Source organism: Paenibacillus sp. 276b (assembly GCF_900107875.1).
Taxonomy (GTDB): domain Bacteria; phylum Bacillota; class Bacilli; order Paenibacillales; family Paenibacillaceae; genus Paenibacillus; species Paenibacillus marchantiae.
Window position 1 is genome coordinate 124,388 of sequence record NZ_FNRR01000005.1, and the last position, 23,205, is coordinate 147,592.

The 23,205-nt window shown below is 46.6% G+C and carries 22 protein-coding genes; all 22 read left to right on the forward strand.

Going from position 1 to position 23,205, the window contains the following annotated elements:
* Positions 1–105: 105 nt before the first annotated feature.
* Positions 106–1,131 carry a polysaccharide biosynthesis protein gene (locus tag BLV50_RS22775; RefSeq protein WP_063566235.1) on the forward strand — a complete coding sequence of 342 codons (1,026 nt, stop codon included), beginning with the start codon at positions 106–108 and terminating at the stop codon, positions 1,129–1,131.
* Entirely contained in the window at positions 1,080–2,186 is a 1,107-nt protein-coding gene (locus BLV50_RS22780) for an undecaprenyldiphospho-muramoylpentapeptide beta-N-acetylglucosaminyltransferase (RefSeq protein WP_090810172.1), read from the forward strand. Before BLV50_RS22775 ends, BLV50_RS22780 begins: the two co-directional genes overlap by 52 nt.
* A gap of 459 nt (positions 2,187–2,645) precedes the next feature.
* A complete protein-coding gene (locus BLV50_RS22785; protein ID WP_256338026.1) occupies positions 2,646–3,743 on the forward strand; it encodes an Ig-like domain-containing protein in 1,098 nt (365 codons plus the stop codon).
* Positions 3,744–4,049: 306 nt separating this feature from the next.
* Positions 4,050–4,601, forward strand: a complete 552-nt coding sequence (locus tag BLV50_RS22790) for a GrpB family protein (protein WP_090810176.1) — start codon at positions 4,050–4,052, stop codon at positions 4,599–4,601.
* 60 nt (positions 4,602–4,661) lie between these two features.
* Entirely contained in the window at positions 4,662–5,006 is a 345-nt protein-coding gene (locus tag BLV50_RS22795) for a ribosomal maturation YjgA family protein (protein ID WP_256338027.1), read from the forward strand.
* A gap of 18 nt (positions 5,007–5,024) precedes the next feature.
* Positions 5,025–5,582: a GNAT family N-acetyltransferase gene (locus BLV50_RS22800; RefSeq protein ID WP_072734938.1), complete on the forward strand. Its 558-nt coding sequence runs from the start codon at positions 5,025–5,027 to the stop codon at positions 5,580–5,582.
* Positions 5,583–5,633: 51 nt separating this feature from the next.
* Positions 5,634–5,963 carry a DUF952 domain-containing protein gene (locus tag BLV50_RS22805; RefSeq protein ID WP_063566229.1) on the forward strand — a complete coding sequence of 110 codons (330 nt, stop codon included), beginning with the start codon at positions 5,634–5,636 and terminating at the stop codon, positions 5,961–5,963.
* Positions 5,964–5,990: 27 nt separating this feature from the next.
* A complete protein-coding gene (locus BLV50_RS22810) occupies positions 5,991–6,587 on the forward strand; it encodes a DUF1572 family protein (protein WP_090810178.1) in 597 nt (198 codons plus the stop codon).
* A complete protein-coding gene (locus tag BLV50_RS22815; protein WP_072734937.1) occupies positions 6,584–7,174 on the forward strand; it encodes a histidine phosphatase family protein in 591 nt (196 codons plus the stop codon). Before BLV50_RS22810 ends, BLV50_RS22815 begins: the two co-directional genes overlap by 4 nt.
* Before the next feature lie 3 nt (positions 7,175–7,177).
* Positions 7,178–8,008, forward strand: a complete 831-nt coding sequence (locus BLV50_RS22820; protein WP_090810180.1) for a DUF2785 domain-containing protein — start codon at positions 7,178–7,180, stop codon at positions 8,006–8,008.
* Positions 8,009–8,047: 39 nt separating this feature from the next.
* Positions 8,048–8,758 carry a 5-oxoprolinase subunit PxpB gene (pxpB, locus tag BLV50_RS22825; protein WP_090810182.1) on the forward strand — a complete coding sequence of 237 codons (711 nt, stop codon included), beginning with the start codon at positions 8,048–8,050 and terminating at the stop codon, positions 8,756–8,758.
* The gene (locus BLV50_RS22830) at positions 8,755–9,783 is read left to right on the forward strand and encodes a 5-oxoprolinase subunit C family protein (RefSeq protein WP_090810184.1); all 1,029 of its coding nucleotides are present in this window, start codon (positions 8,755–8,757) and stop codon (positions 9,781–9,783) included. Before pxpB ends, BLV50_RS22830 begins: the two co-directional genes overlap by 4 nt.
* A complete protein-coding gene (locus tag BLV50_RS22835) occupies positions 9,780–10,547 on the forward strand; it encodes a LamB/YcsF family protein (protein ID WP_090810186.1) in 768 nt (255 codons plus the stop codon). The genes BLV50_RS22830 and BLV50_RS22835 overlap by 4 nt, the downstream gene beginning before the upstream one ends.
* 63 nt (positions 10,548–10,610) lie before the next feature.
* Positions 10,611–11,069 carry an NUDIX domain-containing protein gene (locus BLV50_RS22840; protein WP_063566224.1) on the forward strand — a complete coding sequence of 153 codons (459 nt, stop codon included), beginning with the start codon at positions 10,611–10,613 and terminating at the stop codon, positions 11,067–11,069.
* 510 nt (positions 11,070–11,579) lie between these two features.
* Positions 11,580–11,996, forward strand: coding sequence for a pyridoxamine 5'-phosphate oxidase family protein (locus BLV50_RS22845; protein ID WP_063566223.1), 417 nt, complete (start codon positions 11,580–11,582; stop codon positions 11,994–11,996).
* Between the two features lie 478 nt (positions 11,997–12,474).
* Positions 12,475–14,733 (forward strand): bifunctional 2',3'-cyclic-nucleotide 2'-phosphodiesterase/3'-nucleotidase, encoded by a 2,259-nt coding sequence (locus BLV50_RS22850; RefSeq protein WP_090810188.1) that lies wholly within the window; start codon positions 12,475–12,477, stop codon positions 14,731–14,733.
* A 213-nt stretch (positions 14,734–14,946) separates the two neighbouring features.
* Positions 14,947–15,990, forward strand: coding sequence for an EAL domain-containing protein (locus BLV50_RS22855; RefSeq protein ID WP_090810190.1), 1,044 nt, complete (start codon positions 14,947–14,949; stop codon positions 15,988–15,990).
* A gap of 216 nt (positions 15,991–16,206) precedes the next feature.
* Positions 16,207–18,303, forward strand: coding sequence for a methyl-accepting chemotaxis protein (locus BLV50_RS22860; protein WP_090810192.1), 2,097 nt, complete (start codon positions 16,207–16,209; stop codon positions 18,301–18,303).
* 189 nt (positions 18,304–18,492) lie between these two features.
* Positions 18,493–19,785 carry an arsenic transporter gene (locus BLV50_RS22865; protein ID WP_090810194.1) on the forward strand — a complete coding sequence of 431 codons (1,293 nt, stop codon included), beginning with the start codon at positions 18,493–18,495 and terminating at the stop codon, positions 19,783–19,785.
* Between the two features lie 547 nt (positions 19,786–20,332).
* Complete coding sequence (locus tag BLV50_RS22870) at positions 20,333–21,256, forward strand: phosphate ABC transporter substrate-binding protein (protein WP_063566219.1); 924 nt, start codon at positions 20,333–20,335, stop codon at positions 21,254–21,256.
* Positions 21,257–21,398: 142 nt separating this feature from the next.
* Positions 21,399–22,307, forward strand: a complete 909-nt coding sequence (gene pstC, locus BLV50_RS22875) for a phosphate ABC transporter permease subunit PstC (RefSeq protein WP_090810399.1) — start codon at positions 21,399–21,401, stop codon at positions 22,305–22,307.
* A gap of 2 nt (positions 22,308–22,309) precedes the next feature.
* A complete protein-coding gene (gene pstA, locus BLV50_RS22880) occupies positions 22,310–23,197 on the forward strand; it encodes a phosphate ABC transporter permease PstA (protein WP_063566305.1) in 888 nt (295 codons plus the stop codon).
* The last annotated feature ends 8 nt before the right edge of the window (positions 23,198–23,205 follow it).

Consider the following 23,205-nt stretch of genomic DNA (forward strand, 5'->3'; position numbering starts at 1 on the left):
TCATGTTGGGGAAAGCCAATTGTTCCCCTGTCATACTGATGTAACACAATTGCCTTAGGATAGGCCTATCACCAAATCAGAACTTAATTCATGGAGGGATATCCGATGTTCAATAAAACCTTTTTAATAACGGGAGGCACAGGCTCATGGGGAGAAGAGTTGGTCAAACAATTGCTCGTTCAGGAGCCGAAAGAGGTTCGTATTTTCTCACGAAATGAATCGCTTCAGGCTCAGATGAGACAAACCATCTCTGACCCGAGAGTGAAGTTTGTACTGGGGGATATCAGAGACCGATGGGAGCTGGCAGGTGCCTGTAAGGATGTAGATTATGTCTTTCATCTTGCGGCGCTTAAACATGTTCCGGTCTGTGAGGACCAACCGGATTGTGCGGTCAAAACCAATATAACCGGAACGCAGAACGTCATTGATGCTGCAATCGAGAATGGCGTGCGGAAGGTGGTATACGTCTCTACGGACAAAGCAGCGAATCCTTCCAGCATGTACGGGATGACCAAAGCCATCGGGGAAAAATTGATCTTATTAGCTGACAGTCGTTCCGCTACAAGCTTTGCTTGTGTACGAAGCGGGAATGTTCTTGGATCCACAGGCAGCGTAGTACCGTTATTCAAACGCCAGCTTGAGTTGAAGCAGCCACTCAGCGTTACCGATTCCAGAATGACACGTTTTTTTCTTCCCCTTGGAGACGCCGTGGAAATTCTCCTGTCGGCCATGGAGCAATGCGAGGGCGGCGAGATTATTGTACCCCGAATGCCATCCTGCAAAATAACGGATATCGCACAGGTTTTGGCAGAGGATGCTGGGCAAAAGCATGTTCCGATACATTTCATCGGTGCCCGTCCGGGAGAACGGCTTTATGAAACGCTGATTTCAGATTGGGAAAACGTTAAGGAAGTGGAAGAGGAGAAGTCCTACTTTGTTGTCACCGCCTCATCTTCAACCAAATTAACGGATAAAGAGGGTTGTGAGACATCTGTTCTTCCTGGCAGAGGATACCATTCGGAAGATGTCATCATGACCAAGGCAGAGGTTCGCGACATGCTGTGGAGAGGGGGATTTCTGTGTTCAAGCGGAGGATCATATTTACAGGAGGCGGCTCCGCCGGTCATGTAACAGCTAACCTTATTCTGATCTCCAGATTGCTTCAGGAGCAATGGGAAATTCATTATATCGGTTCCAAGCATGGCATCGAGCGCCAATTAATCGGCAAAATCCCGGCTGTTCATTATCATGCGGTTGCAACAGGCAAGCTGAGAAGATATTGGGCGTGGGCGAATATTTCCGATGTGTTCAAAATTATACTTGGAGTGCTGCAGGCTTATCTGCTCATTTTACGAATTAAACCACATGTATGCTTTTCGTTAGGGGGATTCGTGGCTGTTCCTGCTGTAGTGGGTGCCGGGTGGAATCGGGTTCCGGTGCTGATTCTGGAGCCGGATCTTCATCCGGGACTGGCCAACAGGCTGTCACGGCGATACGCTCAAATGATGTGTACTACGTTTATGGATACAGCGACATTCGCTTCCTCTAAGGCGTCAGACAAGACGATGTACGTGGGACCTGTAATCAGGGAGGAGTTGAAGCTTGGCAGCCGAGCACGGGGGATTCATTTTTGCCGATTTGTCTCCGACAGACCTATTCTGTTAATTATGGGTGGCAGTCAGGGTTCGGAAAAGCTTAATCAAATGGTACTTGAAACACTGCCAGAGCTGCTCAAGCGGTATCAAATCATTCATATATGTGGTACAGGTAAATTGAACTCATCCTTCCCACATTTTGCAGGCTACAAGGCATTTGAGTACGTGCATGAAGAACTTGCGGATCTAATGGTTATGGCGGATATAGTTGTGTCACGTGCTGGCTCCAATGCGATACATGAGTGGCTGTTGCTCCGCAAGCCAATGCTCCTGATTCCCCATGCCAACGGCGGATCTCTTGTTGGACAGACGCTGAACGCGAAGTATTTTCAGGAGCGAGGTTATGCAAGAGTTCTCCAGGAAGAAGAGCTGACTTCTCAGACATTCCTGCGAGATATTGACCTTGTATATAAGGAGAGAGATCATATGGTGGGCCATATGAAGGCGAGTGGAACGGACAACGCCGTTGACAAGGTTCTGCAGCTTATTCATACAACGGTTTCTTCGGTAGAAAGAGCTGAACATGAGTAAAAGATTTCCCGAACTGCTGCTGGTCATGTTCTTTTTGCTCATCGTATCGATCCTGATTATCTCAAAACGTTTATTGTATTAAACTATATAAGTAGAACTAAAGATTTTACACTGAACACTCCGATGACAGAATAACCTTCCAATCGCTGTTATCCCCAGATATTTAAAATTTCCTTTTCTCAAGGGGAAAATCCGGTGATAAAGGCGAACGCTTCGCTTTTCCAGGTTTTTTCTGTCCTCTCCGTTTCTGTGTAAATGAATAGTTTAATTTATATAGGATTGCAACCTGTTACAATCCCGTTCTTCTTCTGAATAAAGAGGCATTCTTCAGTCACTTCCTAATGACATGCAGAATGCCTCTACTTATTTGGGATATTCACTTTTATGTAATGAGTTTCCGATATAATATAATAGAAGTAAAATATTGGATTACAGGAGATGAAGATTGCAATGAATGGAATGAAATTAGCAATACGAGGCAGTTTGGCCTTTATTTTAGTATTGGTATTACTGGCTCCTTCGTTTGCCCTAGCAGCCACAGGTGACGTGACATCTATCGAGATTACCAACAGTAGTCCGCAACAGATGAGTGTATCCCAGACAACTACGCTTCAGGTAATGGCGGTTATTGAAGGGTTTGATAATAAGCAGGATGTTACGGGAGGCGTCACATGGTCCACGAGTAACGAAGCTGTTGCCACCATTATTAAAGGCAAAGTGAAGGCTGTGGCAGCGGGAGAAGCGACGATATACGCACAGGTAGATGGCGCCAAAGCGCAATTGCTTGTTAAGGTTCAGGATAAAATTAAAAGCATCAAAGCTTCGCCAAGTTCCTATAATTTTGTCAAAGGTAGTGAAAGTACGCTGCCCAAAGTAAGCATTGTGCGTGCAAACGGTAAGGAAGAGGACGTCACATCTGAGATTGTATGGACGGTATCGAGTGCTTCCGCTGTGCTGGAGAGTGGTAAAATCAAAGGAATCACGCCTGGCAGAGTTCTGTTACAAGGCAAATATGGCTCAGAGACGGTTAAAGTTCCCGTAGCGATCACGGACGAGATTACCAAAGTCGAAGTAACTCCTGCTGTCATGCAGCTGAATATTAAGAAATCGAAAGCGTTGAAGGTAATCGGTACATATGCCAATGGGAAAACAATTAATCTTTCGAAACAGGTAACGTGGACCTCTTCCAACAATAATGTAGCCATCGTCAAGAATGGTACAGTCAAAACACTGACGGAAGGACAAGCCACCTTGACAGGAACTTATCAAAATCAGACAATAAAGGCAGAGGTTACCGTTGTTCCTTTGCTCAAAAAACTGATCACAGGCCAGAAAACACTCATTTTATCGTCACAGGCAAGTACAACACTGAGTGTGATGGCGCAGTATGATACAGGCAAAACCACGATTGTAACGAGCAGTGCCGTATGGAGCAGCACCAAACCAAGTGTAGCCACAGTAACGGGCGGCAAGATTGTGGCCGTAGGTAAAGGCAAAACATCCATCACCGCCAAGTGGGGCAATAAAAAAGTTACTATACCGGTGACGGTAAAATAAAGTTTCAACGAATGAAGTATATCAAATGAAATAAATTCATCATCGTGAACAGAAACAGATGGGGCGTAGACATACGCCCCTTTTAAGTATAAAAAATTGGATGTGATGAAAACTGAATTCTTCAATTATAAGCTCAGATACCAATCTCAGTGGATTGGCTTACATGAAGTATCTTCTTCTGACCCTACTTTCGATACTGACACTTGGGATGATTACCACAGTGGAGGACACGAAGAAACGAGCCCATCTCAAGTACCTGGAACAATACCGATTGAAATTCAATCCTGCAAAGGAGGAAGCATCCGAATGACAGATCAACTGCAACCGGAAAATTGGCCTGCATGGGCGACAGAATCGGTAGAGATTGTTGAGGCCAATCCTATGTGGAGCCTACAGGCTCAGGAAGAGATTCGCCAGCTCAGAGAACTATTACAGCAACTCAATATTCATCGATTTGAACATATCGGAAGCACGTCGATTCCAGGATTGCCCGCCAAGCCCATTATTGATTTGATGGGAGAGGTGCAGTCATGGGAGGACATGGACATGATTGCCGATCAGCTGAATCCGGTAGGCTGGAACTACGTTCCACCTGAACTGGATGGTCGGGAATATAGACGTTTCTGGGTCAGAGTGAAGGATGGCAAGAGGGCTGTACATCTTCATCTGATGCGCCCAGGCCAGGAACGTTGGGATCGTCAAATCCAGTTCCGGGATGTGCTGAGACAGCGTCCGGATCTGGTAGAGGCTTACGCAGCTTTGAAAGCTAAACTTGCTGATGAGAATAAGGATGACAGAGAAGCGTATACCGCTGCCAAAACGGAATTTATTTTACAAGTGCTTGATGAAGGCATTTGATCGATGATGAAGGCATTTTTCAAAGAGAGGCTGATTTATTTCATCGCAGTGATCATAACCATGGCGGCAGGGTTGGCATCCAGACACTATGGTGAACTTTTACCGGATTTTGTGCATGAGCATTTCGGTGATGCCTTGTGGGCAGCGATGATCTATTTTGGGGTACGCATGATTTGGATTAATCGCAGCAAAGAGTTGGCGCTGATCGTGAGCCTGATTTTTAGCTGGGCCGTTGAATGTTCGCAAATGATTCAGATATCTTGGTTGAACGAAGTGCGTTCCACGGTGCTGGGTGCGCTTATTTTGGGACGTGGATTTCTGGTAATGGATCTGCTGAGGTATGCTGTTGGCATTCTGTGTGTGTATGGGATGGATCGTTATTTCCTGAGAAATAAGAAGGCTTGATAATGGGGAGGGACTTAAGTGAATGTAGAGAAGCTTTTTACGGAATCACCCGAATTTGAGACAGATCGGTTGGTACTGAGACGTCTTACGCTCAACGACCTCGATGATTATTTTATGTTTGCCTCCGATCCGAAAGTGAGTCAGCAAAGTTTGTGGAACTGTCATGAGACGTTGGATGACTCCGTTCAATATATTCAAAGAGTGTTAGATAATTATGAGAAGAAAACGGTCTATATATGGGCCTTTATTCTGAAGGAAACGGGGAAGCTGATCGGGCGAGGTGGCATTTTTCATCTGAATGAATCCATGCAAAGTGCTGAACTGGGGTACGCGATTGCCAGCAGTTGTTGGGGCAAAGGCCTCGCAGCAGAAGCGATGCAGCCGATTGTTGAATATTGTTTTCAGGAATTGGACTGCAATCGGCTGGAGGGGACATGCAATGCAGGCAACATCGGCTCTGCACGAGTGATGGAGAAGGTGGGCATGTCATATGAAGGTTTGCTGCGTAAACAGTTGAAGATCAAAGGTGTGTTTATAGATCAAAAATTGTACTCACGTATCCGGGATGATCTATAATACTTCCAATGACGTACAGGATACATAGAAGAAATTGAAGGAGGCGGAACAATGATCTACAGTATTATTTCCCAAGCGGTATGGGAGCAGGTATCCAAGCAGAGCGTGTATGCACCGGATAGCCTGGAGACGGACGGTTTCATTCATTGTTCCACTAAAGAACAGATTCCATGGGTAGCGGCTCAATTTTATCAAGGACGTACGGATTTGTTATTGATTGGTATTGATGAGAGGGCCTTGAAGCCGGAACTGGTGTATGAGGACCTGTATGAGTTGAATGAACTATTTCCACATATTTATGGTGAACTTAATTTGGATGCTGTACGGAAAGTCATTTCCTTTGAACCGAATGAGGACGGGACGTTTTCTTTTCCTGAATAAAGACATTTTGCGAAGGGTTGTGAACGTGTGGATATGAATCAGGTATTTCTGGATACAGCCGAGAAGCAATTTTTGTATTACAAACAGCTTGGTGAAAAGGCCATGGAGCAACTGGAATCTGAGCAACTATTTCAATCCTGGAATGAAGATGCCAACAGTATTGCAGTTATTGTGAAGCATCTATGGGGCAATATGCTGTCCCGTTGGACGGATGTACTGACAACCGATGGAGAAAAGCCATGGCGTGAACGTGATGCGGAATTTGTGAATGATATTTCGACTCGGGAAGAGCTGCTCGCCAAATGGGAGGAAGGCTGGAACTGTCTGCTTGGAGCCATTCGTTCTTTTACACCGGAGCAACTGTCTCATATTATATATATTCGCAATGAAGGACATACCGTCATGGAAGCAATTATCCGGCAATTGGCGCATTACCCCTATCATGTGGGACAGATTATTTATGCAGCCAAAATGCTCAAAGAAACCGAATGGAACAGTCTTTCCATTCCGAGAAACGGTTCTAGCCAATATAATGGTGGCAAATTTGCCAAGCCGAAGGCACGAAAACATTTTACAGATGATGAATTGCGCATAGAAAAAGGTAAAGGTGAGGAACAGCAATGACAAAGATCGCATTGATTCGCCATGGAAGCACGGCATGGAATAAGGAAAAACGTTCACAGGGACAAACGGATAATCCACTGGATCAGGAAGGAAGAGAACAGGCACTATTGCTTGCTGTGAGACTGAGTGAGGAAACGTGGGATGCCATCTATGCGAGTGACCTGGAGCGTGCAAGTGAGACGGCTCGCATCATTGGCGACCGTTTAGGAATACAGGAGATTCATTTGGACCCGAGGTTGCGTGAAATGGGCGGTGGGCAGGTGGAGGGTACGACCGAAGCTGAACGAGTTGCCCAATGGGGAGCGGATTGGAACACTCTGGATTTAGGCCGGGAACTTGCGGATGCAGGTACGATTCGGGGCAGTGCCGCGATAGAAGATATTGTACGACAGCATCCCAATGGAAGAGTGATCGTTGTCAGCCATGGCGCTATTCTCCGTAATACACTGCGAGGTCTGGTGCCTGAACTTGATGTGAGCGCAAAGCTGTCCAACACGTCGATTACCCGGATTTCTTGGGAAACGAATTCTTGGCAATGCGAGCTATACAATTGCAGCGTGCATCTGAATTCCTCCAAGGAGTTGTGATCGATGGATGCTCTGGCATTAAAACAGAAATTGCGGCAGATTCAGTCGGCTAACCTATACGCACATGAAGTGGAACATCCTTACGAACTGGCTCTGCATATGATGCAGCATATTGGCAGTCCAGACCCGGTTCTGCGGGATGAATTGATCTATGTTACGTTTGCGACCTGGATTGGACAGGGTGTATTTTCGGAAGAACAGCTCAGTCAGCTGTTACATATGGCGCTGGATGATCAGCATCTTTTTCATGGTATTGGAGAACAAGGCACGGACAGTGTGTTTACCCGAACCTTCTCTGTGCTGCTCCTGCCTCCAATTCTGAGTGTAGATCGTCAGCGGCCTTTTCTGAAAAAGGAAGATATAGAGGTTATTCATCATCGGTTGACCACGTATCTGGAGCGTGAAAAAGATGTTCGTGGCTATTCCGATGATAAGGGCTGGGCGCACGCACCGGCACACGCGGCAGATGCGGTTGAAGATCTTGCACAGTCGCCTTATATGGAGCGGGCCGCCTTGCGGGAGCTTTTGCATGCGCTCACTGTGAAAATTACCGAATCAAGTGTAGTCTACATCCACGATGAGGATCAACGGATTGCTCATGCAGTGGTCACCATCCTTCGCCGCAATCTGCTGGAGCAAAACGATATTTCGTCTTGGATCGATTCACTGAATCCAAACGATAAGAAGGAGGGGAAATCGCTTCTGGAGATCAGCCAGATGAGCTTGAATGTGCGCGTTTTTCTGCAGACGCTCTATCTTGCCATACGGACCGAAGAAGCAGAGCCCTTTCCCGCTGTTCGTTCACTTGTTTTGCAGGCTTTGGAGAAAAAATGATCAAGGGACTATAAACTTGTGGAGAAGGAGGGTGATAGCATGACTGAACTGTCGTATTCATGGACTGAGGATGTGCTGTCTCCTTTGGGCGAAACAGGGGTTATGATCCGTTGTGGGGACGCGATATCCGAAGCGGTGCACCGGAGGGTGATGTCGGTATGTACTTTGCTGGAAAAGAGCCAACTACCGGGCATCTTGGAGTGGTTACCTTCGTTTGCATCAGTTACGTTTTTCTATAATCCGTTGATCTCCCCGTACCACGAGATATGCAGAATGCTGCTTCATAAATTGAACAAGATGGAAGAGGCAACGCTGGCTGAACCCAGAACGATCATTATTCCCGTATGTTATGGTGGTGAACTGGGTCCTGATCTGGAATATGTCGCTACTGAACATGGGCTTACGCCAGATGAAGTCATAGCTATTCACACATCCGGAGAATACCTGGTTCACATGATCGGATTCGCGCCGGGTTTTCCTTATCTGGGCGGATTATCGGAGAAGATCGCCACGCCCAGACGACCTACACCTCGGCTTCGAGTTGAGGCGGGAACGGTGGGCATTGGTGGCAAACAAACGGGAGTTTATCCGGTGACGACTCCCGGCGGATGGCAATGTATCGGCCGCACACCGCTGGCGCTATTTCGTCCGATGGAAAATCTACCAAGCCTGCTGGCAGCAGGGGATCGGGTTCGTTTTGCATCGATTTCACTTCAGGAGTATCTGGAACAAAAGGAGGGCGAACGATGAGTATTGAAGTCATTCGCCCAGGTTTGTTATCCACCGTTCAGGACGAAGGAAGAATGGGATTTCGCCGGTATGGAATTCATCCGGGCGGGGTTATGGATACCTTTGCGGCCATAGCAGCCAATGCATTGGTTGGGAATTCCCGCGATGCAGCTGTGCTGGAGATGACGATGACGGGACCGGAGCTTCGATTCCATGAAAATCGGCTGATCTCTTTATGTGGTGCGGATCTGACAGCAACCGTGGATGGTCTGTCTGTTCCACTATGGCGTCCGGTCGTGTTGCTTGCTGGAAGTGTGCTGAGATTTGGACGATGCCGTTCCGGTTTGCGGTCTTATATGGCGATTGCTGGTGGAATCGTGGTACCTGAGATCATGGGCAGTAGAAGCACGGATCTCAAGACAGGTTTTGGTGGGTTTAAAGGACGTGCCTTGAAGGTGGGAGACAGGTTGTCTGTGGGGGAAGCTTCTCGTGAAGCGCAAGCGGCGTTGCATGGATTGATTGTAGAAGCTGAAAAGAATAACTGGCGGATGCATGCACCTGCCTGGTATTTGTCCAGCAGGGAATGGCCCGCCTACCATGCTGAACCTGTTATTCGTGTCATGCCGGGCAAAGACAGTGCAGAGTTTAATGAAGATAGTCTGGAACGATTCCATAAAGAACGATATGTAATCTCTCCTCAATCGGATCGGATGGGTTATCGATTGGAGGGAGCAAAGCTAGAACTCGTTCAACCGATGGATCGGCTGTCCGAAGCCGTCACCTATGGTACAGTTCAGGTGCCAGCAGATGGTCAGCCCATCATATTGATGGCCGATCATCAGACTATCGGGGGCTATCCTGTGATCGCACAGGTGGCACGAGTAGATTTACCGATACTGGCACAGGCAAAGCCAGGGGAGCGGGTTACTTTTGAACGGATTACATATGAAGAAGCACAGCAGCTATTCCTGGAACAGGCGTTGGAGTGGCGACTAACCGATCAGCTGATTCGCAGGAGATTGGCAGAAATGGGGGACCATCAATGAACACGGTGGATATCAACTGTGACCTTGGCGAAAGTTACGGGGTGTACCGGATGGCGTCGGATGAGTCGATTCTGCCGCTAATCACTTCAGCCAACATCGCTTGTGGATTTCATGCGGGTGACCCGGCAACGATGCGGCAAACCGTACAGCAAGCATTAGAGCATCAGGTTGCCATCGGCGCCCATCCCGGTCTGCCGGATTTGCAGGGTTTTGGCAGAAGACGTATGGATATTACACCACGGGAAGCCTATGACATGGTTGTGTATCAGATTGGTGCGCTGGATGCTTTTGTCCGTTCATACGGGGGGCGTATGCATCATGTGAAGCCTCATGGAGCCTTGTATAACATGGCTGCTGAAGATAATCAACTCGCTGAGGGAATCGCCGAGGCGCTTTATAAGGTGCAACCGGAACTGTACCTCTATGGCCTGGCCGGAAGTACGCTGATACAGGCAGCGGATCGCATTGGACTGCGCAGTGTCAGTGAAGTTTTTGCGGATCGAACCTACGGACCGGATGGGACCCTAACCCCACGCAGTCAGCCCGGGGCTGTCATTCAGCAGACCGAACAAGCTCTTGCTCAAGTGCTGCGCATGGTGAAAGAGGGAATCGTTGTGTCGACGGAAGGTACACCTGTATCCATAAAGGCAGAGACAATTTGCATCCACGGCGACGGAGCTCATGCCCTTGCATTTGCTCAAGAGATACGTACGTTGCTTGAATCTGATGGAATTAACCTTTCTGCACCTGGAGTTACTAGATGATTGCTAAGGTAACCGAGGGCCAGAGGTCGAACTATACGAGTTTGTAAGGAGTGAGATTAGAGCATGAAACCGATACGTAATTCGGCAAAGGCTGTCATTGTACAGGATGGACGTTTGCTGGTGATCCGGTTGGAGGATCAATATGGTGACGCTTATGTTTTCCCCGGCGGAGGACAGGAGAAAGGCGAAGAACTCAAGGATGCCGTTGCTCGTGAATGTCTGGAGGAGATTGGACAGGCGGTGGACGTGGGAGAATTGCTGCATATCCGGGAGTATATCGGAAAAAACCATGAATTTGCCGAGTGGGATGCCGATGTCCACCAGGTTGAATTTTATTTTGAATGCAGATTGATTGATCCGAAAGCAACAATCTTCGAAGGCTCTAATCCAGACGACCATCAGGTAGCCGTAGAATGGATTTCGCTTGAAGAGCTGTCCAAGGTTCGCCTATATCCGAAAACAATTGGTGAGTTGCTCCAGAATAAGAATTCATCACGCATTTATCTTGGAGATTTGAATTAAAACTGTCACGTTTACGAACGGGTTCATGGATTCACCATAGATGAGGTGGGTACACTATAAGTACAGGCTTATATACAACAATGTGATATAAGCGAAGAGATCAGAGATAGGCAATCAAGTATGCTTATCTTTGAGATTTTAGCTTATCTACCCTAATGTTGAAGAACAATGGAAGTAGTGAAGGGGACGGAATCGATTCTGAAGAAGCGAAGCGTTCGCTTGCATCCTAGATTTTCACTTATATATCCGTTGAATTAAACATTTACACGATAACGGAGAGGACAGAAGAAACCTGAAAAAGCAAAGCGTTCGCCTTTATCACCGGATTTTCCCTTGAGAAAAGGGAGTCAAAAAAATCTGGGGATAACAGCGATTGGAAGGTTGTTCTGTCTTCGTAGTGTCAGTGTAAATCGTCTGCGAGACAACAGCGATCGAAAGAACGATCCGTACCCGTAACGGCCGCCTACAACGTTCTTCAAATATTCCCCCAAATCGAAAGGAGCATGTCCCATGAACCAGACTGAATTGGAACAAAACATTGTAAAAGCATTGGAAAACAACCCTTTTTGCAGCTTCTCCACGGTGGAGAACGGTAAACCGAAATCCCGCTATATGGCGCTTTTCAACGATGGAATGAACATTCATCTGGCGACAAACCGCCGTACGCACAAGGTAGAGGAGCTGGAGAATAATCCAAACGTCAGCCTTTTGCTAGGATATGAAGCGGGCGGCTCCAAGGAAGTGGTTGAGATTGAAGGAACATGCGAAGTGACGAAAAATGAAGGTTTACGCGAACAGGTATGGAATGATGAACTAAAAGCTTGGTTTGACGGCCCGAACGATCCCAATTATGTCATTCTGGACATTACCCCAAAACGGATTGAATACATCGGCAAAGATCATGAGCATCAGGTGTGGGAGCAATAATTTTAGATATTGAAAATCACCTTTTCTAAGTGGAAGGCCGTGCCGACTATTTGGAAAAGACATAGCAAACCGTGAACGCCAGAAGGCTTCACGGTTTTTTGATATGGGTCGATTCAGCTAATATGGATATAGATGTAAGCCACATGTAATATACGTTTTTAACAGCGTGAGTAAACTATTTTCATCCAAAAACATGCAAAAGATGTCGAAATCACGCATGTTATTGTAAACTGGGGTAGGTATGTGCGGATAACGTAAAAAATAATGCTTTTCAATGACTGAACATTGCGTTATGATTTGGAATGTAAACGGTACGCACAGATATGAATAGATGTTCATGTGAGATAAACTAACCTGGAATTCTGAACCATACGATCAGAAAATCAGTACGCACAAACCATGAGATCTTTCGCATTTCTGCGCCTATTCGTTTGCTCACTAATGCATGATTCAATGTACATAACCGGGAGGGGTTATTTTGAGAAAGAGTAAAAAAGTATTATCAAGCCTGACTGCCGCTTTGGTTGCATTAAACGTGCTTGCGGTATTTCCGGTACCTGTATCGGCTGCGGACGCTACCAAGGTTAAATTGCGGATCATGGAAACAACGGACATTCACGACAACCTGATTAACTATGACTACTATTCCGACAAAGAGACAGACCAGTATGGTCTGGCGAAGACAGCTACGCTGATCAAAAAAGCCCGTGACGAAGCGAAGAACAGCTTGCTGTTCGACAACGGTGACCTGATCCAGGGTAACCCGCTCGGGGATTATGTAGCGAAGATTGATCCACTCAAAAAGGGTGAGACTCACCCTGTATATAAAGCCATGAACCTGCTCGATTATGATGCAGGAAACATCGGTAACCATGAGTTTAACTATGGTTTGGATTTCCTTGACATGACGCTGGAAGGTGCGAACTTCCCTTACATCAATGCCAACGTATATGTAGATGACGGTGACGACGATGAGACGAATGACAAGAACTATTTTACCCCGTATAAAATTTTAGACAAAAAAGTTACCGATGAGAGTGGCAAAGAGCACACCATCAAGGTGGGTGTCATCGGATTTGTACCACCACAAGTCATGCAGTGGGACAGCGCTAATCTGGAAGGCAAAGTTATTGCCAAAGACATTATCGCTACTGCGAAAAAATTCATTCCTAAAATGAAGGCTGAAGGTGCCGACATTATTGTAGCTATTCCTCACTCCGGTTTTGAAGATATTCCGCAAACGGATCTGATGGAAAACTCGGTATTGTATCTGAGCCAGGTTGAAGGCATTAATGCCATTCTGTTCGGACATGCCCACAAAGTATTCCCGAGCGCTGATTTTGCCGGCAAAAAAGGTGTAGACCTTGAAAAAGGTACAATCAATGGCGTTCCTGCTGTAGAGCCAGGCTTCTGGGGTGACCACCTTGGAATTATCGATCTGGATCTGGAACTGGTAGACGGCAAATGGAAAGTGGCAGACTCCAAAGTGGAGGCACGACCTATCTATGACACAGCTAACAAAAAAGCTCTGGTAGATGCTGATCAAGAGATCGTTGATGCTGTTCATGACGAACATGAAGGTACGCTTGAGTATGTGCGTGGTCCAGTCGGCGAAACGACAGCTCCAATCAACAGCTTCTTTGCACTGGTTCAGGATGATCCATCCATTCAGATCGTTACCAATGCACAGAAATGGTATGTTGAAAAACATATGCAAGGAACAGAATACGAAGATATTCCTGTATTGTCTGCAGGCGCTCCGTTCAAAGCAGGCGGACGTTCAGGTGCTTCGTATTACACGAATATCCCTAAAGGCACCATTGCGATTAAAAACGTAGCTGACTTGTACGTGTATCCAAATACGGTACATGCCGTATTGGTGAATGGCGCTGAGCTGAAAGAATGGTTGGAATGGTCTGCTGGTCAATTTAACCAGATCGATCCGGCAAAAGGTGGACAGCAACAATTGGTCAATATGGACTTCCCAACGTATAACTTCGACGTTATCGATGGTGTTACGTACCAAATTGATGTAACTCAACCAGCGAAATACGATGGCAAAGCAACGATTGTAAATGCATCAGCTAACCGGATTAAAGACCTGAGCTTCAATGGTAAACCGGTTGATCCAGCACAAAAATTCATCGTGGCAACGAATAACTATCGTGCTTCTTCGTCCAAACTGGCTAACCCAGACGGTAAACGTATCGTCTTGGCTGCACCGGATGAGAACCGTCAAGTGATCATTGATTACATCCGTGAGAACAAAACGATTAACCCGGCAGCAGATGGCAACTGGTCGCTTGCGCCAATTAAGCCTTCTGCAGGTGTAACAGCAGCTGCACTTAACGATCTTGAAGTGGTGTTCGCGTCTTCCCCAGATGCCAAAGCATTGGTTGAAGCGAACCCGGCGATGTCCTTCATTGGGACAAACAAAGACGGTTTTGCTGAGTATGGCTTGAAATTGACAGGAGAAGCAACAACGACTCCAGAAACAGGTGTGGAACCTGCTCCAACGCCTACGAAGCCAGACCCAACTCCAACTAAACCTACAACCAAGCCACAACCTGAGAAACCAGCAGGCGGCAAAGTGGTTCATGTGGTGAAAAAAGGAGATAACCTCTACCGCATCGGCTTGAAATATGGTGTGGACTGGCGCAAGCTGGTTTCCATAAATAAAATTACAAATGTGCACAATCTTAAAGTTGGACAGAAAATTGTAATTCCCGCTTCTTAAGATTAATTAGCGGTAAATGAAGACCGACAGTCATCAGACTGTCGGTCTTTTTCATGCTATGCTGATTCGTTAACTCATCAGTAACCGTCATAGTTGAAGTCATCAAAACAGTAGAGATAAATTTCAAGACCCATGCTATAATATTTACAAACTTTGGGTATATACCAGTAAACATTAATGAGATAGAATCACAAACTGGCAAGGGGGTTCTACATGAATTGCAGTGGCTGCAGTCCAATTCATCCTATAGAGGATCAAGGTACCCTGTATATGCGTCCCATCTCCCCCGCTTTGCTGGAAGCACTGCAAAAGCAGGGAAGACATATCGAACATTCGGATGAACTCATCTGGATGCATTTTTTGAATCTTGAATCTGTACAACGTTGTATTGAGGATATTCTCAAGATTGAAGCGACCCTGCCAGATATGTTAACGGTTCAGGTCACTCCACTGTATGGCCAGGCCGATGCTGATAGCTGGATTAGTCTATCCATGCAGGAAGCTCGCCTCAAACATGCTGATCTGGTTTCTGTTATTCTGGAACATCAATTCAGCAGTCATATGCAGCCAATCGTAGATGCATCGGAGCAGATTATCGGATTTGAATTTTTACTTCGTCCTGCTGAACAGGGTAGACCCTTCAGTGCATATGAATTATTTGAAGTTGCAAGGGATACCGGATTGCATTCTTTTCTGGATCGGACAGCCCGTGTTGCTGCCATCGAGACGAGTGCCGTTCTTTTACCGCATGGTGTCAAACGTTTTGTGAATTTCCTGCCTTCCTCCATCTATAACCCCGAATACTGCCTGACGCACACATTTGAGACGATTGAACGCCTTTCGCTAGACCCTAAGGATTTTGTGTTTGAAGTGGTGGAAACGGAACAGATTCAGCATATGTCCATCTTGCAGCATATTTTTGAGGTGTATCGTTCTCATGGAATGTCGGTTGCCTTGGATGACGTGGGGGCCGGATTCTCGACGATTGAAGTAATGAATCGGCTGAAGCCGGATTTTGTCAAAATAGATCGGAGCCTCATTGATCATTGTGATCATGATTTGAACAAACAGCAGCAAATTATCAATATTGTTGAGATGTCGCGTCAATTTGAGGGGCGGGTACTTGCCGAAGGCATTGAACGAATCGAGGAATTTGATTTCTGTCGATCCGTGGGTATTGATTTGGCACAAGGGTATTATTTTGGTAAACCAACCGCATATCCGCCACAAGGTCCCTACGGAAAAACATCTGCATAAACAATAAAATACGGATGTACCAACAAGTCACTTCGCATGATCGGAGTGGCTTGTTTGTCGTGCTATGTAAATTTATAAATACGCTCATCCAACCGATATATAGGATAGGCCTTTAGATTAGATGGGCGTCTATGTGACACCTTATTTAATTAGGTTGGAGAGGTCTTACATAAAAAAGAAAAAGGGCAGATTTATATTTGGAGGGGGAGAAGCAAAATGGGGAACATTCGGGGGAATGAGCAAGTTAAGGCAGCAATCAAGCCAGCCAAGCCAAAAGATAATAAACCGAAAAAGAAAAACAAAAAGAAAAAAGGCTTCGTCTGGAGCATAAGGAACAAATTATTGGTATCCTTCCTGGCGGTTCTGCTCTTGCCGAGTCTAACCATTGGGATCGTTACGCTGATTATCGCTGATCATACGGTGGAAGACCAACTGATGGACAGTGCCAAACAAAGTGTAGACACAACGAATTCAATCATTGGGACACATGTGGATGCGAAGGTTCATGATATCAATTATTTTGCTAGTTTGATTGTAACTGACATGATTAAAGGACAAAATGAAAGCCCTGAGCTTGAGCTGAAATTGAAACAGTATCTTGGACTGCATCCGGATGCTTTAAATATCTTTGTGGGGACCAAAGAGGGAGTCATGGTCCGTGGCAAGGAATCTGCGGGAAGTTCACAAGGGTCACCTTATGATCCCCGGGAACGAGAATGGTACAAACTTGCAATGGAGAAGCCAGGTACTCCAGTAGTTTCACCTGTATCCAAGAACACGGATGGCATTGCAGTTGTTTTTGTCTCCAAAACGCTTGATGATCAATCGGGTGTTATTGGTTTGTCCATGGATCTAACAGAGCTTCAAAAACAGGCATCCATTAAGGTTGGCAAGGAAGGGTATGTCGTCATCTTGGATGCAGACAAAAATTATGTCGTATCCCCAGTCGTGGAAGCTGGTACACAAGAACAAACAACAACGCTGGATCCAATGTTCGAGAGCAAGGAAGGCGAGTTCAGCTATATCTATAATGATGATCCCAAAACCATGATTTTCTCTACGAATGAGAAAACTGGATGGAAAATTGGCGGTACAATGTTCAAAAGTGAAGTATCCAATGCAAGTAAAGACATTCGGATGGCTACACTCATCGTTATCCTGGCTGCCACATTACTTACTCTGATCTTCATTATCTGGTTTACACGTTCGATGCTGCGTCCGATTAAACGTCTGCAGGAATCCGCCAGATCCGTAAGTAAAGGCGACCTGACGGTAAAATTGGACACAGGACGCAAAGATGAGGTAGGCGATCTGGCGAAGTACTTTGAACGGATGGTCGACAATCTGCGCATGATGATTCTGGGTGTGCAGGAAACGGCAGAGCAGGTATCTGCCTCCTCACAGGAATTGTCCGCTAGTGCGGATCAAACAACCAAAGCTATTGAGCATTCAACGATGGCAATTCAGGAACTTGCCGAGGGTGCCGAGCAGCAAGTGAAGAGTGTAACGGATGGATCGGGACAAATGAGCCAAATGGCGGAAGATGTTCGCATGATGTCTGAGCGAGTACAATCCATTACAACGAATATGCGGCATACATCTGGAGCGGCTTATTCAGGTAATGAGGCTGCAGGTCAGGCAGTAGAGCAGATGAATAGCATTCAAGAAACGGTGGAACAGCTGGCGACGGTGGTTCAGTCACTGAATGTACGCTCTGTTGAGATCGGCAGTATGGTAGATGTGATTGCCACAATTTCGAAACAGACCAATCTGCTGGCTCTGAATGCTTCCATTGAAGCGGCAAGAGCGGGAGATGCTGGCCGTGGCTTCGCAGTTGTAGCGGGAGAGGTACGGAAGCTCGCAGAGGAATCGGGAAGCTCGGCTGCGCAGATTGGTCAACTCGTTCATAATATCCGTCAGGATATGGATGCTGCCCTGAACGCTATGAATGCAGCTCAGACTCGGGTTGGAGACGGAATTCAGGCCGTGAATACGTCCGGACAATCCTTTGCACAGATTCGGGAAGCTGTAGAGGATGCTGTTCATACGTTGGATGATTTGTCCGAAACAACGAAGCAATTGGAGAATGGTGCTTCCCACGTTGCCAAAGCAATGAACGATATTTCGATTGTGACCCAAGAATCTGCTGCGAATACGGAATCCGTCTCGGCATCTTCACAGGAACAGCTGGCATCTGTGGAGGAGATCGCTTCGTCTTCAGCACATCTGAACAGTATGGCGGAGCAACTACAAGGATTGTTGGGTATGTTCAAAATGGTGGAGGACACGCCGAAGGATGGGGACAAGTCCTGACCATTAGGCGATATCTTTTATCTCAGTTTCTATAGAAATTAGAAGGAAATAAAGATAGACATTTCTCCTGCAGCCCTGTATAACTATAGCGTCTGGTTTATCCGCAATAATTGCAGTGTAATCATATCTGGCAGGCCATTCTCATATCATGCTCCAAAACATGATGAATACAGCGGCGCAGGAGGCTTTATGACATTTGTAGCAATTCTGATTTTTGTCCTGACCATCACATTGGTTATCTGGCAACCACGCGGATTAGGTATTGGTTGGTCCGCCATGGGTGGGGCTCTGCTAGCATTGATGTGTGGTGTCGTCAGTCTGAACGATGCATCTGATGTGGCATCCATTGTATGGAATGCAACGCTCGCTTTTGTCGGCATTATCATGATTTCATTAATACTCGATGAGACAGGTTTCTTCGAATGGGCCGCTCTTCATATGGCAAGGTTGGCAGGAGGAAATGGACGTAGGCTCTTTATCTATTCCATTTTGCTCGGCGCGGCGGTGTCGGCGCTCTTCGCCAATGATGGTGCAGCGCTAATCCTCACCCCGATTGTGCTCGCGATGGTACGTGCATTGAAGTTCGATGAGCGCATGGTACTTGCCTTTGTTATGGCTAGTGGATTTATCGCGGATACAACGTCGTTGCCGCTGGTCGTCAGCAACCTGGTGAATATCGTATCTGCGGATTATTTCGGTATTACATTTGTGGAATATGCGGTGCGGATGATTGTGCCTAATCTCTTTTCCATCGTGGCGAGTACCGGGATGCTGTTCTTGTTTTATCGCAAAAGCATCCCGCTTCGCTACGATATTTCTGCAGCACGTGATCCACGGGAAGCTATTCGTGATCCGCGGATGTTCCGCATCGCTTGGTTCATGCTGGTGCTGCTGCTCGTGGCCTATGCCTCCAGTGAGTTTTTGCCGATTCCCGTATCGGTTATCGTCGGTGCCGTAGCTCTTTTGTTCGCTATATTGGCAAGAAAGAGCGAAGCTGTGGACCTGAAACGCGTGATTAAAGAAGCACCATGGTCCATTGTCGTGTTCTCGGTGGGCATGTATATCGTGGTGTATGGGTTGCGTAATGCCGGTTTAACCGATCACTTGAGCCGTTGGCTAGATGCCATCGCAGACCATGGTCTGTTAGCTGCCTCAGTGGGGATGGGCATGATCGCAGCGATATTGTCATCCGTAATGAACAATCTGCCCACCGTGTTAATTAACGCATTGGCGATTCAGGGTGCACACACCGAAGGTATTGTGCGTGAGGCGCTGATCTATGCCAATGTGATCGGTTCCGACTTGGGTCCCAAAATGACGCCAATCGGTTCACTTGCCACATTACTGTGGCTGCATGTTCTGTCCCGCAAAGGTGTAAAGATTACATGGGGATATTATTTCAAGGCAGGCATAATCTTAACCATTCCCACACTATTAATCACCTTGGCCGGATTAGCGTTATGGCTATGGATTCTGGGTTAGTAAAATCGTAATTTACATTAACAATCATCATATGATCCAACTTATTGTAAAAAGCTGCTCTCACACGCTGGTGTTACCTACCAGCTATGAAGCAGTTTTTTTGTTTCTTCTATAGAAGAAACAAATTCTCTTTTTACATTATGCATGTACACAATGGCCAACCTTCTACAGTGCTGGCCTTCTTTTTTGCCATCCCCCAGTCTGAGGATTAAAGTGCCTGAGACACAACCAGCGCTGACACAGCGCAGGGAACGGAACGATTGTGTAAAAGCGAAGCGTTCGCCTTTATCCCCGGATGTATTCCTTGAGAAAAGTAAATCATATAAATCCGGGGATAACAGCGATTGAAACAACGTCCGTTCCCGGAGCGGCCACTTCAGCGCAATTTGTCACAGATGTATTTCAATCCACAGTAAACATTTTTAACATTGCGTTTACAAAACATTGATTTTGAGATGACATAACGCAACTACAATGAATAAAGAGTTGATGGTGAACAAAAATAAAAGCAAATCGCCGTCACTAATTTGGGGGAGGAAAACAAAACATGTTTAAAAAGTTGCCGTTCATTTTGATGACCTTAACGTTCGTACTGGTACTCGCAGCATGCGGATCGAAAAATGACGCTGGTACAGAGGGAAGCAATAATTCCACAGGAGAAACTGCTACTGAACTTAGTGGTAACATTCTCGCTGTTGGATCAACAGCACTGCAACCTCTGGTAGAGCAAGCTGGACAAAAATTTATGGCAGTTGATGAATATAAGAACGTGATGGTACAAGTGCAAGGCGGCGGTAGTGGTACTGGTTTGACACAAGTATCCGAAGGACAAGCTACAATCGGTAACTCTGACGTATTTGCAGAAGAGAAAATCGATGACGCAGCAAAAGTAAGCGAACTGAAAGATCACCAAGTGGCTGTTGTAGCCATCGCTCCAGTAAGCAACAAAGATGCAGGTGTACAAGATTTGACGAAGCAACAACTGATCGACATTTTCTCTGGTAAAATCACAAACTGGAAAGATGTTGGCGGTAAAGATCAAGCCATCGTTATCGTAAACCGTCCTAGCAGCTCCGGTACTCGTGCAACATTCGAGAACTTTGCACTGGGAACAAAAGTGGAAGATATCCAAGGTTCTATTCAGGAAGATTCCTCTGGTACAGTTAAAAAGCTCGTAGCTGAAACGCCGGGCGCAATTGGTTACTTGGCTCTGTCCTACCTGGATGACAGCCTGCAAGTTTTGAAATACGAAGGTGTAGAAGCAACGGTTGAAAACGTAGAAGCAGGAACTTATCCGGTATGGGCTTACGAGCACATGTACACCAAAGGTGACCCGGATGCAGCAACAAAAGCATTCCTCGACTACATCCTGAGTGACGAAATTCAACAAAACGACGTGACGGAGCTTGGTTACATCCCAGTATCCGGCATGAAAGTAAAACGTGACGCAGCAGGCACTGTGACTCAATAATCTTTGAACTTGCGCATACAGCGAGAGAGGCGGACCCAGGTCCTGCCTCTTTGCGCGGTTTGCTCTGGATTAATCCCATATTTTGCATGAATTCTACTATAGAAGGATGGTTGTTATGGAACAGACCGAAGGGGGAACGGTAATGAACAACAAGTTGAAACCGCGCCGGCCCTTGAGAGAAAAGCATTATTGGGAAGAGTGGACGGGACGGATCTATACGTCGATTTGTGTCGTTTTCCTGATCGTTGTCATGTTTTCCATCGTTTATTTTGTAGCGTCCAAAGGCTTGTCTACCTTTTTCCAGGATGGCGTGAGTATGCGCGAATTTTTAACCGGAAAAACGTGGAATCCAACGGGAGAACCTGCTGCCTATGGAGCGTTGCCGTTCATTACCGGTTCATTCATAACAACATTGCTTGCAGCTCTGATTGCAAGTCCACTTAGCTTGTGTGCAGCGCTCTTCATGACCGAGATTGTACCAGGTAAAGGTAAAAAGATATTGCAACCTGCGATTGAGCTGCTGTCCGGTATTCCTTCCGTTGTGTACGGGTTTATCGGTCTCAGTGTTATCGTTCCTTTATTGCGTAGCATGTTTGGCGGAGCCGGCGTCGGGATTGCAGCCGGATGTTTGGTTCTGTCTGTTATGATTTTGCCTACCGTAACAAGTATTATGGCAGATGCACTGTCAGCACTGCCGAAAGGTCTGCGTGAATCGTCCTACGCACTGGGGGCAACACGCTGGCAAACGATCTACCGTGTCATTATCCCGACGGTTCTTCCAGCTTTGCTGACAGGGATTGTACTTGGTATGGCACGCGCATTTGGTGAAGCTCTTGCCGTACAGATGGTCATCGGGAATGCACCACATGTACCGACATCACTGCTCGAATCGGCTTCAACGTTAACGAGTGTAATCACCCTGAGTATGGGTAACACCACGATGGGATCTGTTCATAATAATGCACTGTGGAGTATGGCGCTTGTCCTGCTGGTGATGACCTTTGTCTTCGTCATTCTGGTTCGCCTGCTTGAAAGGAGGAACCGGGTATGAAAATGAAGGCTAAAACGGTAGATAAAGTTGCCACATCCGTTATCGTTGTTCTGGCGCTGTTCATTGTTGTTCTCTTGCTCGGTTTGCTTGGCTTCATTCTGGTACGTGGGATTGGGCAGATTAACTGGCACTTCCTGACCAGTGCACCACAGCTGCTAAAAGGTGGAGGCGGGATTGGACCGCAATTATTCAACTCGATATTCCTGCTTGTTCTGACCTTGATTATTACGATTCCGCTCGGATGGGGCGGCGGTATTTATATGGCTGAGTACGCCAAGCCTGGCCGGATCACAAGTTTTATTCGACTCGTTGTCGAAGTGTTATCCTCGTTCCCATCTATCGTTATTGGTTTGTTCGGACTCTTGTTAATTGTTAATACATTTGGTCTTGGATTCTCCTTATTATCGGGTGCGATGGCCTTGGCTATATTCAATCTTCCACTCATGGTGCGGACAACGGAGCAAGCGTTCCGGGCCGTTCCGAAAGAGCAGAAGGAAGCGGGTCTTGCACTCGGATTGTCCAAATGGAAAATTATTACCTCCATCCTGCTGCCTGTGGCATTGCCTAGCTTAATCACGGGTACGATCCTGGCATCGGGCCGGATCTTCGGTGAAGCAGCAGCCCTGATGTTCACAGCGGGTATGAGTAGTCCACCGCTGGACTTCACGGACTGGAATCCAACGAGTCCAAGATCGCCAATCAATCCATTGCGTCCGGCAGAGACGCTGGCCGTGCACATCTGGAAAGTAAACAGTGAAGGCATTGGCCCGGATTCCAAAGAAGTAGCAGCTGGCGCTTCAGCCGTGCTTGTACTTCTCGTACTGGCGTTCAATCTGAGTGCACGCTGGATCGGTCGGGTGGTTTACCGCCGCATGACAGCTTCGAAATAAGGAGGAAC